Origin of the sequence: Archangium primigenium (assembly GCF_016904885.1) — a bacterium.
Classification (GTDB): Bacteria; Myxococcota; Myxococcia; order Myxococcales; family Myxococcaceae; genus Cystobacter; species Cystobacter primigenius.
The window spans coordinates 603,807-618,696 of record NZ_JADWYI010000001.1 but is presented as its reverse complement, the minus strand read 5'-3'; the positions used below and the strand labels follow the sequence as shown (position 1 = coordinate 618,696).

Genomic DNA, 14,890 nt, shown 5'->3' with positions numbered 1-14,890 from the left:
CCGGGGGCTCAGATGCCCTTGCGCAGGCGGGCCCAGTCGAAGTTGGAGGCCGGGTCGCTCTTGCGGCCCTTGGGCACCGCCACGTCCTTGTGGCCCAGGATGTTGTTGTTGGGCACCTTGTACTCCTGCTTGAGGTAGCCCACGAGCTGGGTGAGGGACTTGTACTGGGCGTCGGTGAAGGGCGTCTTGCCCGAGCCGTCGTTGACGATCTCGATGCCGATGGAGCGGCCGTTCACGTCCGTGGGCACGCCGTGCAGCTCGCCCTTGCCCGCGTGCCAGGCGCGCTTCTCATCCCCCACCAGCTGGTAGATCTTCCCGTCGCGGTCCAGCATGTAGTGCGCGGACACCTGGCTCTGGGGGTTGCGCATCCAGGCCAGATCGCTCGCGCCGTTGTTGCTGGCGGTGTGGTGCAGGACGATGGTGTCGATGTCCGTCCCGCCGCGCGAGTTGGAGTTGGGCGAGGGCGCGCTGATGACGGGCGGCTTGGTGAAGGAGCCGGGCTTGGTGGGGCCGGGCTTGGTGGGGCCGTCCACGGGGGGCTTGCCCCCGGCGGCCAGGGCCTTCTTGAGCGCCGCGTGCGTCTGGTCCCCGTAGTAGCCCGTGGTGGGCAGCTTGTGGTCGCCCTGGAACTTCGTCACCGCGGCCTTGGTCTTGTTGCCGAAGACGCCGGGGCCCGTGGCCACCTGCGCCTTGGTCATGTACCCGAGCTTCACCAGGGCGTCCTGGAGCTGCTTCACCTGGGGTCCGCGGCTGCCGTACTCCAGGCCCGCGGGCGGGGCGGTCACGGAGGGGGCCGCGGCGGCGGCGGTGCGGGCGGTGGTCGCGGCGGCGGTGCTGTTGCGGATGTCCATGGACGTCTCGGCTCGGGAAAAAGGGGTCTCCTATTATCGGAAGATGAGAGCCGAGGTTGCTACCCGGTCGACACTTCCGGGCCGCGCGCTCGCTCCTGCCCCCGGCGGCGCACCGCGCGCCACGTCAGCCCCACGCCCAGCAGGAACACCACGACGGCGGTGCCCGTGAAGAGCATGCCCACGCGGCTGGCGCGCATCCGGTCGTCATGCCACATGGAGAAGGCCGGCAGTCCGCCCGCCTCGAGGAAGCGGTTCACGGAGATGACGGGCGCCTGGGCCTGGCGCTCCTTCTCCATCCAATGGGCGGCGAGCGGGAAGTCCCCCTGGGGGGTGACGAGCACGGGCCGGTAGATGTTCTCCCCCTCGCGCGAGCTGCGGCGGCGATCCACGCGCGCCTCGGTCATCTGCTTGAGGCGGAAGGTGACGGGGGCCTCGCGCGTGAGCCAGCCGGCGCGCACGAGCGTGCAGGGTCCGCCCTCCTGGCAGGAGAACTCCACGCGCGCCTTGGTGTCGAGGAAGCCCAACCCGAAGGCGAAGAAGGGGATGGACAGCAGCAGGACGCCCGCGCCGGCGATGAACAACGAGCGCGAGGGGGTGATGGGGGCCGGGGTGTCGCTCACGCCGTGTGTCTTAGACCCTGTCCCGGGGTCGGGGCACGCGAGAAACGCCGCCCCCGGCTGTTGACCCCCGCGCATCCCCCGGGCCCCAAGTGTCCACCAGCCAAGCCCCCCTGGCCCCAGGGGATGACGGAGGGGGGGCGCCAGGGGCAAGGACAAGGGCTCGACCCAAGCCAGAGGAGGCGCGATGAAGGCGGTGGTGGTGTTTTCCAAGGGGCACGAGGTGAAGGTGCTCGAGGTGCCGGAGCCGCGTCTGGACACGCCCGGGCAGGTGCGCGTGCGCACGCTGGAAGTGGGGGTGTGCGGCACGGACAAGGAAATCATCCAGGGCGAGCATGGACGCGCCCCCTCGGGCTCGGACTACCTCATCCTGGGCCACGAGTGCTTGGGCGAGGTGGTGGAGGTGGGCGCCGAGGTGAAGGACTTCCAGGTGGGAGATCTCGTGGTGCCGCGCGTGCGCCGGCCCTGTCCCCACGAGTCCTGCGCGCCCTGCCGTGACGGGCACCCGGACTTCTGCGCGACGGGCGAGTACACCGAGCGCGGCATCCAGGGCGCGCACGGCTTCTGCGCGGAGTTCTTCGTGGACGAGGCGCGCTACCTGCACCGGGTGCCCCGTGAGCTGCGCGAGGTGGCGGTGCTCACCGAGACGCTCACCATCGCGGAGAAGTCCCTGCGCCAGGTGCAGCTGGTGGGTCAGCGCGTGCCCGGCAAGCGCTCGGCGCCCGGACGCGCCGTGGTGATGGGGGCGGGACCGGTGGGTCTGCTCGGCGCCATGCTGCTCTTGCGCGCGGGCTACGAGACGACCATGTACTCGCACGCCCCCAAGCCCAACGAGAAGGCGAAGCTCACCGAGGCGCTCGGCGTGCCCTACCTGTCCTCCGAGGAGCACGAGGTGAAGGCCCTGGTGGAGCAGCGGGGCCGGGCGGACGTGGTGTACGAGGCCACCGGCGCGGCCAGTGCGTCGTTCCGGCTGGTGACGGCCCTGGCGCCCAATGGCGTCTTCGTCTTCACCGGGGTGCCGGAGGCGGAGAAGACGAAGTGGGACGTGGGCACGCTCATGAAGCAACTGGTGCTCAACAACCAGGTGCTGCTGGGCACGGTGAACGCCGCGGCCGAGGACTTCGACGCGGCGGTGGCGGACCTGGCTCGCTTCCAGGGTGACTGGCCAGGCGAGCTCAACGCCATCATCTCCGCGCGTCATCCCCCCGAGGACTTCGCCCAGGTGGTGACGGGCGACAAAAGGAGCGCCGTCAAGGACGTCATCGTCTTCTCTCGGGGGTAGGAGTTGAGCGAGACTGCGGCCCGTCCTTTCCGGGGGGGAACTGGCTCGATCGGAAAGGGCGGGATGCCACGACTCGCGAACCCACAGGAGGAAGCACATGGAAGGTGCCTGGCTGGACATCTCGGTGCCGTTTGGTGAGGAACCCCCCGTCATCGTCAGTGCCCCCCCTGAGGGTGCGGGCGAGGGCGCGGCGTTTCCCGACCGGACGCAGGACCGGGTCGAGTGGCTGCGGCGCGCGGCGTGGATGGGCACGTACGTGACGGCGCCGCCGAGTCTGGAGCTGGACCTGGAGGACACCGAGCGGCTGCCGCTCAACGCCACGGTGGGCAAGGCGCGGGTGCTGCTGCTCGATGACGTGGACTGCATCCGCGCGGACTCGCTCGCGGACTACGAGCCGCGCCCCGGAGAGCGGCTGCTGCTGCGCACGCGCAACTCCACGCGCGAGTGGTGGAAGCGGCCGCACGGCGAGGACTTCGTGATGCTGTCGGAAGCGGCGGCGCACCTCCTGGTGGAGCGCCGCGTGGCGTGCGTGGGCGTGGACTACGTGTCCCGCGCGGGCTTCCACTCGGAAGCGCTCGCCGTGCACCAGCTCCTGCGCGACGCCGGCCTCTGGCTCATCGAGGGCCTGGACCTGAGTGAAGTGAAGGTCGGCATGCACGAGTTGTTGTGCCTGCCCCTGAAGATGAAGGCCGAGTGGGGCTCCCCCGCGCGGGCGCTCGTGCGCACGCTGCGCGAAGGCGCCTGAAGCCAGACGTCCCCCGTGCTCAACCCCCCGAGCACGGGCCCGCCGTGCGCCCAGCGCGACGTCTCTCTCGTTCCGCTCGACGGCCCGGCCTGGGTGGTAGGCGAACCGGTCCTCGCGACATGCGTGTCGCCGCCAAGGACCGGCTCCCCAATCCCCATCCCCAACACCCTTGAGCCGTCTGTCTTTACCGCGTACCGCCCAACCCCGACCCGCCCGTACCGCCCCGTACTGCCCCAACCCCGACCCGCCCGTACTGCCCCAACCCCGACCCGCCCGTACTGCCCCATACTGCCCGACCCCAACCCCGACCCGCCCGTACCGCCCCAACCCCGACCCGCCCGTACCGCCCGACCCCGACCCGCCCGTACCGCCCGACCCCGACCCGCCCGTACCGCCCGACCCCGACCCGCCCGTACCGCCCCAACCCCGACCCGCCCGTACCGCCCCAACCCCGACCCGCCCGTACCGCCCCGTCCCGCCCTGAACCTTGACGACGCCCCACTTCCGCATCGTCCCGGGCTGAGCTTTAGCATTCGCCGTGCCGGGCCTTGACGGTGCCCCGAGTCCCTGTGATTCCAGGGGGTTGGACGCTCCTCCCCGCCGAAACCCCGCGCCTTGGCCTCCGGGAGCATGTAAAAAGTACCCCTCCCCGCCGGTCGGATTGTTCCGGTTCCGGGCCCCGCTTGCTGGGTCGCGGAGGGCTCCTTAAATCCGGCGCCGTATGGACATCCATTTCAACACGAGAGTCGTCGAGCGGCTTCGCGAGAGCGCGGAGGCTGTTCAGGAGAGCCAGGACACCAACGAGCTGCGCGATGAGCTGCACGGGGTGTTCTCCGCGAAGCAGGTCGAGGACATCGAGCGCCGCATCGACAGCAGCGACCTGTCCGAGTTCCTCGGAGATGTGCTGGAGGAGTGGAGCGGCGGAGACGCCGACGAGCTGCTCGAGCTGCTCGAGGGCCGGCTCAGCGATGTCGGCATCGACTTCCATTACGCCTCGGACGACGACGAGGAGGACGCCGTCGAGGACGATTAGCTGCGGAGCACAACTTCCGAGTGGGGCGCAAGGTTCTCGTGAGGACAGACGAGGCGATTGTCTCGCGCCTCGTGACGCTTCGCACTGGCCGGGCCCACGCGGGCGCCCGTATCTGAGGGTCTCACACGTGGAGGGGGCTCTCGGTGCGACCGCCGGGTTCCTCCACCGCCCCCCGGAGAGAGGCCCATGAACTCGGAGAAGACCGCGCGCTCGCCCGCCATCGAGGACCACGGTGTCATCGGAGATCTGCACACCGTGGCCCTGGTGGCCACCAACGGGATGATCGACTGGTTGTGCTTTCCCAACTTCGACAGCCCGAGCGTCTTCGCCGCGCTGCTGGACCCGAAGAAGGGCGGCCACTTCTGCATCTGTCCGGAACAACAGGAGGGACAGAAGGAGGCGGTGCACAAGCAGTTCTACTGGCCCGAGACCAACGTGCTGGTCACGCGCTTCTACAACTCGGACGGCGTGGGCGAGCTCATCGACTTCATGCCCATGACGCCCAAGGGGCACGAGCCGGTGCGCAAGCTCGTGCGGCTCATCCGCGTGGTGCGCGGCAAGATGACCTTCACCCTGGATTGTCTGCCCGCCTTCAACTACGCGCGGGACACGCACGAGGCCCAGGCGGTGGAGGGCGGCGTCTCCTTCGTGTCCGAGGGCTTGAGCCTCATGCTCTCCAGCGAGGTGAAGCTGGAGGCGGACGCGGACGGCCAGCGCGCCACCGCGGTCTTCACGCTGGATGAAGGCGAGTCTGCGGTGTTCAGCCTGAGCGAGGGCAAGCCCGAGTCGTGTGCCGGCCGGGTGCTGGACAAGGAGCACGCGGACCGGCTCTTCCGCTCCACCGTGGACTACTGGCGGCACTGGCTCAGCCACTGCACCTACAAGGGCCGCTGGCGCGAGATGGTGCAGCGCTCGGCGCTCGCGCTCAAGCTGATGACGTTCGAGCCCTCGGGCGCCATCGTGGCCGCGCCCACGTGCAGCCTGCCGGAGACCCCCGGGGGCAGCCGCAACTGGGACTACCGCTTCGTGTGGATCCGCGACGCGGCCTTCACCGTGTATGGGCTCTTGCGCATCGGCTTCTCCGAGGAGGCGGGCGCCTTCATGCGCTGGCTGGAGCAGCGCATCTCCAAGCTCGGGCCCAACGAGCCCCTGCCGCTCATGTTCGCGCTGGACGGCGGCCAGGTGCCCGAGGAGCAGGAGCTCGAGCACCTGTCGGGCTACCAGGGCGCGCGGCCGGTGCGCATCGGCAATGGCGCGGCGCACTCGCACCTGCAATTGGACATCTACGGCGAGCTGATGGACGCGGTGTACCTGTACAACAAGCACGGCGCGCCCATCTCGTATGACTTCTGGAATCACCTGCGCCGGTTGATCAACTGGCTGTGTGACAACTGGCAACAGAAGGACGAGAGCATCTGGGAGGTGCGCGGCGGCCGGCAGAACTTCGTCTATTCGAAGATGATGTGCTGGGTGGCGTTCGATCGGGCCATCCGCCTGGCGGACAAGCGCAGCTTCCCGGCGGACCGCACGCGCTGGCGCGAGGCGCGCGACGCCATCTTCGAGGAGATCATGCAGAAGGGCTGGTGCCAGGAGCGCGGCGCCTTCAAGCTGTCCTACGAGAGCGATGCGCTCGACGCGGCCAACCTCATCATGCCGCTGGTCTTCTTCCTGTCGCCGGTGGACCCGCGGATGCTCTCCACGCTGGAGGCCACGCGCAAGGCGCCCAAGGACGGGGGCCTGGCGTCCGACGGGCTCGTGTTCCGCTACGACGTGGAGCGCACCGAGGACGGGCTGTCGGGCGAGGAGGGCACCTTCAACCTGTGCACCTTCTGGCTCGTGGAGGCCATGACGCGCGCGAGCGTGAGCCGGCCGGACATGCTCGACGAGGCGCGGCTCGTGTTCGAGCGCATGCTCGGCTACGCCAACCACCTGGGCCTGTACGCCGAGCAGATCGGCTTCGAGGGCGAGGCCCTGGGCAACTTCCCCCAGGCCTTCACCCACCTGTCCCTCATCAGCTCGGCGTACAACCTCAACCGCTACCTGGGCGACAAGGACTGACGTGTCCCCAAGTCCCCCCGGAAGGGTATGCTCGGGTCCGTTCGGGCCTGGCGCCCGGGGGGTTTGCACGATGAATCCGTTGGACTGGTCGGGGCCAGAGTTCCTCGATTTCTATGTCCCGCTGCTGTGTGTCTGCTTCGTGGGCGCGTGGGTGTGGAAGCACGCGCTCAACCTGCCGTCCGAGGCGCCCACCCGCCGGGAGCTGGAGAAGCTGTCCCCCGGTGAGGTGGCCGCGCTGGAGGGTCCCGCCACGGCGCTCCGGGCGGCGGTGGCGGCGCTCGTGCAGAAGAACACGCTGCGGCTCGACGACGAGGGGCTGAGCGTGGTCGGCAGGCTGTCCGGCCGGGCCACGGCGCTGGATCGCGCCATCGTCCGCGCGGTGGAGGGGCAGCACCGCTCGCTGGGCGCCGTGCACACGGAGGTGGCGCCCGAGCTGCGCGCGCTGGAGGACGACCTGCGCGAGCAGGGCCTCATGCGCACGCCCGCCCAGGACAGGGCCTACACCTACTACCCCTGGCTGGCGTTCCTCGCGGTGCTCGGCCTGGGCGGCGTGAAGGTGGTGGTGGGCGTGTCCCGGGACCGGCCCGTGGGCTACCTCCTGGCCGTGCTCGTGCTCGGCTTCGCGGTGGGGCTCACCTTGTGCTTCAAGAACGCCCGCTTCACGCGCCGGGGCGCCAGGGCCCAGGCCCAGCTGCGCGAGCTGCACGCGCCCCTGCGCCACGCCGGCGAGCGCGCCGACGGGAACGCCCAGCAGCTCAGCGCGGACAACGTGGCCCTCGCCGTGGCCCTCTTCGGGGTGGGGGCGCTGTCCACCCTGCACTACTCCTCGCTGCGCGGCTACCTCATGCCCGTGGGCGCCTCCAGCGGCGGCGGCTCGGGCAGCTCCTCCGACAGCTCCTCCTGGTCGAGCTCCAGCGGGAGCTCGAGCGGGGATTCGAGCAGCTCCAGCAGCGATTGGAGCAGCTCGAGCAGCGACTCGGGCAGCTCCGGCGGCGACTCGGGGGGCAGCAGCTGTGGCGGGGGCGGCTGCGGCGGGTGTGGGGGCGGGGGCGGCGGTGGGGACTGAGCGCGCGCGCGCGGCTCGGGCCGGGCGGGGTGGGCGATGAACCCGTTGGAGTGGTCGACGATGGCGTTCCTCGCCGTCTACCTCCCGCTGCTGGGCGTGGGTTATTTCCTGGTCAAGCGGTGGAAGCGCACGCTCAACCGGCCGGTGGAGACGCCGGGGCCGCGGGAGCTGGACCTCTCGCCTTTCGAGGCGGCCATGATGGACGGCTCGTACTCGCCGCTCGATGCCGCGGTGGCGGCGCTCGTCCAGCGCGGGTGCTTGCGGTTCGAGAAACAGGAACACCGCATGCTGCAGGTGGCGGGCGCCTTGCCCGACGGCGTCCCGGCGTTCGAGCGCGCCGTGTACCGTGCGGTGGCGTCGGGTCCCGTGTCCTTCCACGCCGTGCACGAGACCCTGGCACGGGAGTTGGACGCGCTGGAGGCGGCGCTGGTGGCCCGGGGGTTCTTGCGCGATACCCGGCAGCAGGTGCTCTACGCGGTGCTGCCCTGGGGGTCCTTCCTCCTGCTGCTCTTCGTGGGGTGGACGCGGTTCTTCTTCGGCCTCTCGGAGCGGTCGGGGGCCGGGGGCCTGCTCTGGATGTCGCTCACGGTCGGCACCGGGGCGTGGTTCGTGTTGCTGGGCGGTGACTACCTCACGCCGCGCGGGGCCGAGGCCCAGAGGCTGCTGCGCGACAAGTACAGAGCCCTGCGTCCCCCGGAGCACGGCACGCTGCCCCCTGCGCTCAGCCCGGACCAGATCGCCCGGGTCGTGGGCTTGTTCGGCGTGCGCGCGCTGGATGTCCGCACGCACGGCGCGCTGCGTGAGTTCCTGGATCCTCCCCTCGAGGAGTGAGGCGAAGCCCATGGGGAGTCTCGAATGAGTCTGTTGGAGGGGCCGCTCCGTCCCTTTCTCGTCTTCTACGGCATGCTGCTGTTCTTCTCGCTCGCGGCGGCCCGGGTCTTCAAGGAGATCATCCGGCGCTCCTCGGGGAGTCGGACGCGGCTGGACGTGTCGGACCTGGACCCCGAGCAGGTGGCGCTGCTGCGCGGCCGGGACACCCTGCTGGGCGCCGCGGTGGTGGAGCTCACCCGGTGCCGGGCGCTGCGCTTCGAGGGCGGCGCGCTGCACGTGCTGAAGCCCCCGCCGGAGGGGTCGGTGTCGCCCTTCGAGGCCCGGGTGTTCCAGGCGGTGGGCGAGGGCCATCGCACGCTCGCGGCGCTGGGCGAGGCCCTGGCCCCGGAGTTCCAGGCGCGGGAAGCCCCCCTGGAGGCCCGGGGCCTGCTGCGCTCGCGCGGGCAGCGGTGGTTTCGCCAGTATGGCCCCGGGGTTCCGATCGCCCTCTTGGGGGTGCTGGGACTGCTCCGGCTGGGGACGAACGTGTCCCGGGGCGAGTCCGTGGTGGGGGTGGTGGCCCTGCTGCTGGTCGCGCTCTTCTTCTTCATGATGGCCACGCACGCCCACGTGCGGCGGGCGCCCGAGGGCGACACGGCGCTGCGGCGGCTGCGCAAGGGACGGCAGCCCCTGCGCATGAGCGTCACCCAGGAGGGCGCGGCGCCGGTGCTGGGTCCGCGCGACGTGACGCTGGCCGCGGGCCTGTTCGGCGTGGGCGCCCTGGCCTTCGTGGACACGCCCCTGCGCGAGCACCTCACCCCGTGGAGCGTCCTGGACAGCCCGTTCCTGCTCGGGGACGGAATGGACGACACGAGCACCTGTGGGGGCGGTGGCCATGGGGGGAGCGGCTGCGGTGGGGGCGGTGACAGCGCGAGCGACAGTGGCGGGGACGGTGGCTGCGGTGGGGGCGGCGGGGACAGTGGCGGCGATGGCGGGAGCGGGTGTGGCGGGGGCGGCGGCTGTGGGGGATGTGGGGGCGGCGGCAGCAGTGATTGAGCCGGGGCCGCCCGGGTGACGTCCCGATGTGCCCGGAGTGTCACAACGGCGTCACGGAGGCCTGCCTAGTATCCTGGTGCCGCCGGTCCCCTTCACAGGGGTGAGGGCGTGAGCCGGGGGAGAGGGGAGCATGGGATGAATCCGCTGGAATGGTCGGGTCCGCAGTTCCTGGGCTTCTACGTGAACGCCCTGGTCATCACGGGCGCGCTGTCCTGGGTGCTCAAGCGGTGGCTCCACCGCGAGGGCGAGCCCGAGCCGACGCTGTTGGATTTGCGCCCCCATGAGGTCGCGCTGCTGCGGGGGCGCGCCGAGGCGGTGCACGCGGCGGTGGTGAGCCTGGCGCGGCGCGGCGCGCTGGGGGTCGAGGGGGGCGTGCTGGTCGAGCGCGCCTCGACGCTGGAGCGGGACGTCTCTCCCCTGGAGTCCGCCGTGCACCGCGCGGTGGTGGAGGGCGCGCGTTCCCGGTGGACCTTGATCCGGGCCACGGGGCCGCGCCTCGACGTCCTGGAGCGGCCCCTGGAGGCGCGGGGGTTGCTGCGGTCGGCGCGGGAAGAGGCGCCCTACCGGTATACCCCGGGGTTGATGCCCGCCCTCTTGGGACTGCTCGGCCTGGTGAAGCTGGGGCTGGGGGTGTGGCGTGGCCGCCCCGTGGGCCTGTTGGTGCTGCTGCTGGGGGCGACGGCCGTGGTCTTCTTCCTGCTGATCAAGGATCGCGTGCGACTCACGCCCCGGGGTCGCTGGGCGCTGGCGGAACTGGGCCGGCAGCACGAGGCCCTGCGCCTGAGCGCCGCGAACGAGGACGCCACCGAGATGCTGCGGCCGCGCGACGTGCTGCTGGCCGCGAGCCTGTTCGGCGTGGGCGCCCTGGCCTTCGTGGACGCGCCCCTGCGCGACTACCTCGTCCCGCCGAGCGTGAGCAGCGGGGGAGGAAGCGGGGCGGACTCGGGCGGCAGCAGCAGTTGCAGCAGCGGGGGCGGGGACAGCGGGTGTGGGGGCGGTGGCTGCGGCGGGTGTGGCGGAGGCGGGGATTGAAGGGGCTCACCGGCGTGGGCCTGGGCTGGCGGCGGCCCCTGGCGCACTTCATCGACGGGCGGAGCGACCTGGGCTTCGTGGAGGTGCTGGCCGAGCACCTGGACGCGAAGGGCCCCCTGCCCGAGCCCCTCGTGCGCCTGCGCGAGCGGGGCGTGCCGGTGGTACTGCACGGGGTGTCCCTGGGCCTGGGCAGCGCCGAGCCTCCGTCGCCCGAGCGACTGGCGCGGCTGGCGCGGCTCGCCGAGCGGCTGGGGGCGGTGGGGGTGAGCGAGCACCTGGCGTTCGTGCGCGCGGGGGGCGTGGAGTCCGGGCACCTGCTGCCGGTGTCCCGCGACGAGGCCTCCCTGGAAATCCTGGCGGAGAACGTGCGCCTGGCCGAGGCGGCGCTGCCCGTGCCCCTGGCGCTGGAGAACGTGGCGAGCCTCTTCGAGTGGCCCGCGCCCGCCTTCGACGAGGCGGGGCTGCTCACCGGCGTGCTCGCGCGCACCGGGGCGCTCGTGCTCCTGGACGTGGCCAACCTGTACGCCAACGCGCACAACCTGGGCACGGACACGCGGGCGGTGCTGGAGGCGGTGCCGCGCGAGCGCCTGGCCTACGTGCACGTGGCGGGCGGGGTGCGCGAGGGCAGCCTGTACCACGACACGCATGCGCACCCCCTGCCCGAGGGGCCGCTCGACCTGCTGGAGGCGCTGGCGGCGCGGGTGGGCCCGGTGCCGGTGTTGCTCGAGCGGGATGACCGCTACCCGCCGCCGGAGGAGCTGGCCGGGGAGCTGGAGGCGACGCGGGGGGCGCTGGCGCGGGGCGTGGCGCGCCGGGTGGGCGCGGCATGAGCCGGCGGGAGGAGCTGGCCCGGGCGCAGGAGGCCCTGGTGCGGGCCCTGGGCACGGGCGGCCCCATCCCCGAGGGCTTCGACGCCGCGCGGGTCCAGGCCGCGGCGGACGCCCTGCTGTCCAAGCGTCGGCGGGGGGTGCGGCGCGCGTGGCCCCTGGTGAGCGCGGCGATGGGCGAGGCCTTCACGGCGGACTTCAACACCTGGGCGCGGGCCCATCCCTTGGAAGGAGTGGAGCCGCACGCGGGCGCGGACGGCTGCCGGTACGCGCGGGCGCTCCGGGAAGGGGGCCGCCTGCCCTCGGGACGGGCCGAGGAGGAGCTGATGCGCTTCGAGCTGCGCTGGTGCCTGACGCCGGAGGGCGGCGTGGTGGCGCGCCGGGGGTGGAGCGCGCGGCTGTGGTGCGTGGGGCCCGCTCGGCGCTGGGTGCTGGGGTTGCGGCTGCCCGGGGGACGGCTCGTGCGCTGGGGGCGGCGCGACTAGGCGCGGGAGTCGTCCGGGCCGATGCCCCGCCAGAGCGCGTCCAAAAGACGCTCGATCCAGGGGTCCTCCTGCTCGGTGGGGACGACCTGGTTGGAGATGTGGGCGAGGAAGTAGCGGTGCTGGATGCCCGCCAGGAAGAGGCTGGCCATGACGTTGGGGTCCGCGCCGCGCCGCAGGTGGCCGCGCTCCTGGGCCCGCCGGAACCACTCCATCATCACCTCCAGCGAGCGCGTGGGCGGGGGCTGGCCCTTGCCGCGCCAGTCCTCGGGCGTGATGCCCGCCTCGCGCAGCACGGAGAAGGCGGGCACCATGCGCCGGAAGAAGGCGTCGACGATGTGCGCGAGCTCGCGCAGCTGCTCCCGGATGTCCCGGGTGTCCGGGCCCGCCTCCGCCAGCGGCATCCACGGCGGGGCCTCGCCCACGCGGAACGCCGCCTTGAGCAGCTCCCTCTTGCTGCCAAAGCGCTTGAGCAGCGCCGGCCCCGAGACTCCCAGTCGTCCGGCGATGGCCTCGGTGCTCACGGAGGCCCCGTGCTCGATGAAGCACGCGCGCGCGACTTCCAGAATATCCTCGTCCAGGACTTGTCGGGGACGCCCCATGTATCCGCTCGGTGGAATTGGTTAGCTAGCGCTAACTAACTAACTCCGACCCTGGGGTGGAATCAAGAGGAGCACCCCACCTCCTGGGAGGGGAAGCGAGCGGGGCGGCGAGGGCCGGGACGCCTCCGGGCAGTGGGCCGGAGGATGCCACACGGCGTGGGTCCCCGGCCGCACCCAAGAGGTTGGCCCGCCCAACGTTTTCCCTGGTGGTGAAGAAAAATTCCCTGGAAGAGGAACCCGGCCCAGTCCGGACTTCCGGAAATTACGGAAGGCCCGTCTCCGGTGCTGGAAGTTCTTACCGGTTTACGGACGGACCCTGTCCCTGGGTCTTAGGTAAGTGCGCGGAATCCCACGGGTTGGGCCCGTCTTGGCACTGGCACGGCGAATGCTAATGCTCAGTCTCGTCAGGGAACGCGGGTTGGGACGGGCGGGTTCGGGGCGGTGGCAGGGCGGGGCGGTGGGGCAGGGCGGCGGGTTCGGAACGGGCGGGACAGGTCGAGGGCGGCGGGTTGGTTTTGGGGGGATTCGGGGCGGTAACGGTTCGAGGGGCAGCACCACTCGGGGGAGTGGGCAGGGCAGCAAAGGGGACCGTCGGGGAGGAGCTACTGGGGGTGGCTCCTCCCCGATTCTTTTGCGGGGGGCCCATACGGGGGCGCCTCGCCGGTCGCGCGGTCCCTTCTTACGTCTGGTGGCGTGACGGCCGGGGGCGCACCATGGGGGCATGCGCACTGGTGCCCCACCGCCCGAGGAGGACCCCGCGCCGCGAGCGCGTGGGAGCGCCGGGCGCGTGCTCGTCCCGCTCGGCGCGGTGCTTTGCCTCTGGCCCTTCGTGTCCACGGGCCTCGCCCTGGTGGCGGGCATGGGCGTCGCCCTGACGGTGGGCAATCCTCACGCGGACCTCACCCGCCGCGCCACGCCGTGGCTGTTGTCGCTCGCGGTGGTGGGCCTGGGCGCGGGCATGGACCTGCGGGTCGTGGCGGCGGTGGGCCTGCGGGGCGTGGGCTACACCGTGGTGGGCATCGCCGTGTGTCTGGCCCTGGGCGCGGTGCTCGCGCGGGCGTTCGGCGTGTCGCGGGACACGGGGCTGCTCATCGGCATCGGCACGGCCATCTGTGGCGGCAGCGCCATCGCCGCCGTGGTGCCCGTCCTGCGCCCCAAGCCCCACGAGGTGTCCGTGGCCCTGGGCACCGTCTTCCTGCTCAACGCCGTGGCCTTGTTCGTCTTTCCCGCCGTGGGCCATGCCGTGGGGCTCGATGCCCACCGCTTCGGCCTGTGGAGCGCCCTGGCCATCCACGACACGAGCTCCGTGGTGGGCGCCGCCCTGCGCTACGGCCCCGAGGCCCTCGCCATCGCCGCCCCCGTGAAGCTCGCGCGCGCCCTGTGGATCCTCCCGCTCACCCTGGCCCTGAGCGCCTGGCGCCGCCGCACGGAATCAGGACGGGAGGCGCCCGCGGGTCCCGCGCGCCGGCCCTGGTTCATCCTCGGCTTCCTCGGGGCGGCGGCGCTCGTCACCTTCGTGCCGGGGCTGCGGCCCGCGGGGGAGGCCGTCGCCGCCCTCGCCCGCCAGGTCCTGGTGCTCACGCTCTTCCTCATCGGCGCGGGGCTCTCCCGGAGCGCGCTCGCGGCGGTGGGCGCGCGGCCCCTCGCCCAGGGCGTGTGTCTGTGGGCGGGCATGGCGGCCCTGAGCCTCGGCGGGCTCCTGCTCGGCGTCATCGCGTGAGCGCCCGGCCCGGGTATGCTCGCCCGGCCATGCCTCCACTCGCGCTGCGCAAGGGACCGGGACCGCTCCGGCGATGGGTCGTCGTGGGCCTGGGCGTCGTCACCTGTGGCGTGTTCGGCCTGACGTTCGTGGTGGACCGCTTCGGTCAGAAGGAGCTGCTCCAGCCGGTGGACGTGGCGGTGGTGCTCGGGGCGAGGGTGCTGCCCGGCGGCGTGCCCTCGCCCGCGCTGCGCGCGCGCATCGAGAAGGCGGTGGACCTGTACCACCGGGGGCTCGTGTCCCGGCTGCTCTTCTCCGGCGGCGTGGGCACCCATCCCCCGTCCGAGGCCCACGTCATGCGAGAGGTGGCGGTGGGGCTCGGGGTGCCCGCCGAGGCGTGCCTGTTGGAAGCGGAGAGCCACTCCACCGAGCAGAACGCGCGTTATTCCGCGCGGCTCTTGCGCGAGCACGGCCTCTTGCGCGTGGTGGTGGTGTCCGACCCGTACCACCTGCTTCGGGCCCGGCAGTACTTCCGGCGGGAGGGGCTCGCGGTGGCCACGAGCCCCGCGCTGCTCAGCGAGCGCCACCTGAGCGCGCCGGACCGCTTCTACTGGACGGTCCGCGAGGCCGTGGCGCTGCTCGTGCACCCCCGGGTGCTCCTCGCCCGGGCACCCGCGTAGGACTCCGGGACAGCCGACATCCGGGGTTGTCACCCGGGGGGGAAGCCAGT

15 protein-coding genes are annotated in these 14,890 nt (G+C 72.1%); 12 read left to right on the top strand and 3 right to left on the bottom strand.

Annotated features, from left to right (window positions below; translation table 11 throughout):
* Positions 1-8: 8 nt before the first annotated feature.
* Complete coding sequence (locus I3V78_RS02585; RefSeq protein WP_204484730.1) at positions 9-851, bottom strand: peptidoglycan recognition protein family protein; 843 nt, start codon at positions 849-851, stop codon at positions 9-11.
* A 59-nt stretch (positions 852-910) separates the two neighbouring features.
* Entirely contained in the window at positions 911-1,471 is a 561-nt protein-coding gene (locus I3V78_RS02580; RefSeq protein ID WP_204484729.1) for a hypothetical protein, read from the bottom strand.
* Between the two features lie 184 nt (positions 1,472-1,655).
* Between I3V78_RS02580 and I3V78_RS02575 the strand changes: the two genes are divergently transcribed.
* The 10 genes from I3V78_RS02575 to I3V78_RS02530 all read left to right on the top strand — a co-directional run bounded on the left by I3V78_RS02575 (position 1,656) and on the right by I3V78_RS02530 (position 11,862).
* Positions 1,656-2,750, top strand: coding sequence for a glucose 1-dehydrogenase (locus I3V78_RS02575; protein ID WP_204484728.1), 1,095 nt, complete (start codon positions 1,656-1,658; stop codon positions 2,748-2,750).
* Between the two features lie 97 nt (positions 2,751-2,847).
* Positions 2,848-3,495, top strand: a complete 648-nt coding sequence (locus I3V78_RS02570; RefSeq protein WP_204484727.1) for a cyclase family protein — start codon at positions 2,848-2,850, stop codon at positions 3,493-3,495.
* Positions 3,496-4,216: 721 nt separating this feature from the next.
* Complete coding sequence (locus I3V78_RS02565; protein WP_204484726.1) at positions 4,217-4,528, top strand: hypothetical protein; 312 nt, start codon at positions 4,217-4,219, stop codon at positions 4,526-4,528.
* 186 nt (positions 4,529-4,714) lie between these two features.
* A complete protein-coding gene (locus I3V78_RS02560) occupies positions 4,715-6,586 on the top strand; it encodes a glycoside hydrolase family 15 protein (RefSeq protein ID WP_204484725.1) in 1,872 nt (623 codons plus the stop codon).
* Positions 6,587-6,656: 70 nt separating this feature from the next.
* Entirely contained in the window at positions 6,657-7,652 is a 996-nt protein-coding gene (locus I3V78_RS02555; RefSeq protein ID WP_204484724.1) for a TIGR04222 domain-containing membrane protein, read from the top strand.
* A gap of 60 nt (positions 7,653-7,712) precedes the next feature.
* Positions 7,713-8,483 carry a TIGR04222 domain-containing membrane protein gene (locus tag I3V78_RS02550; RefSeq protein ID WP_204484723.1) on the top strand — a complete coding sequence of 257 codons (771 nt, stop codon included), beginning with the start codon at positions 7,713-7,715 and terminating at the stop codon, positions 8,481-8,483.
* Positions 8,484-8,507: 24 nt separating this feature from the next.
* Positions 8,508-9,518 carry a TIGR04222 domain-containing membrane protein gene (locus I3V78_RS02545; RefSeq protein WP_204484722.1) on the top strand — a complete coding sequence of 337 codons (1,011 nt, stop codon included), beginning with the start codon at positions 8,508-8,510 and terminating at the stop codon, positions 9,516-9,518.
* A gap of 135 nt (positions 9,519-9,653) precedes the next feature.
* Entirely contained in the window at positions 9,654-10,550 is an 897-nt protein-coding gene (locus I3V78_RS02540) for a TIGR04222 domain-containing membrane protein (protein ID WP_204484721.1), read from the top strand.
* Positions 10,547-11,380 carry an MbnB/TglH/ChrH family RiPP precursor modification enzyme gene (locus tag I3V78_RS02535; protein WP_204484720.1) on the top strand — a complete coding sequence of 278 codons (834 nt, stop codon included), beginning with the start codon at positions 10,547-10,549 and terminating at the stop codon, positions 11,378-11,380. The genes I3V78_RS02540 and I3V78_RS02535 overlap by 4 nt, the downstream gene beginning before the upstream one ends.
* Positions 11,377-11,862, top strand: coding sequence for an SCO6045 C-terminal-like domain-containing protein (locus tag I3V78_RS02530; protein ID WP_204484719.1), 486 nt, complete (start codon positions 11,377-11,379; stop codon positions 11,860-11,862). The genes I3V78_RS02535 and I3V78_RS02530 overlap by 4 nt, the downstream gene beginning before the upstream one ends.
* On the opposite strand, the gene I3V78_RS02525 is transcribed toward I3V78_RS02530, so the two are convergent.
* Entirely contained in the window at positions 11,859-12,461 is a 603-nt protein-coding gene (locus tag I3V78_RS02525; protein WP_204484718.1) for a TetR/AcrR family transcriptional regulator, read from the bottom strand. The two genes, I3V78_RS02530 and I3V78_RS02525, sit on opposite strands and share 4 nt — an antisense overlap.
* Before the next feature lie 787 nt (positions 12,462-13,248).
* Between I3V78_RS02525 and I3V78_RS02520 the strand changes: the two genes are divergently transcribed.
* Together I3V78_RS02520 and I3V78_RS02515 are read left to right on the top strand one after the other, a co-directional pair.
* Positions 13,249-14,181 (top strand): YeiH family protein, encoded by a 933-nt coding sequence (locus I3V78_RS02520; RefSeq protein WP_338023450.1) that lies wholly within the window; start codon positions 13,249-13,251, stop codon positions 14,179-14,181.
* Between the two features lie 29 nt (positions 14,182-14,210).
* Positions 14,211-14,840: a YdcF family protein gene (locus I3V78_RS02515; protein ID WP_204484716.1), complete on the top strand. Its 630-nt coding sequence runs from the start codon at positions 14,211-14,213 to the stop codon at positions 14,838-14,840.
* Positions 14,841-14,890 lie beyond the last annotated feature (50 nt).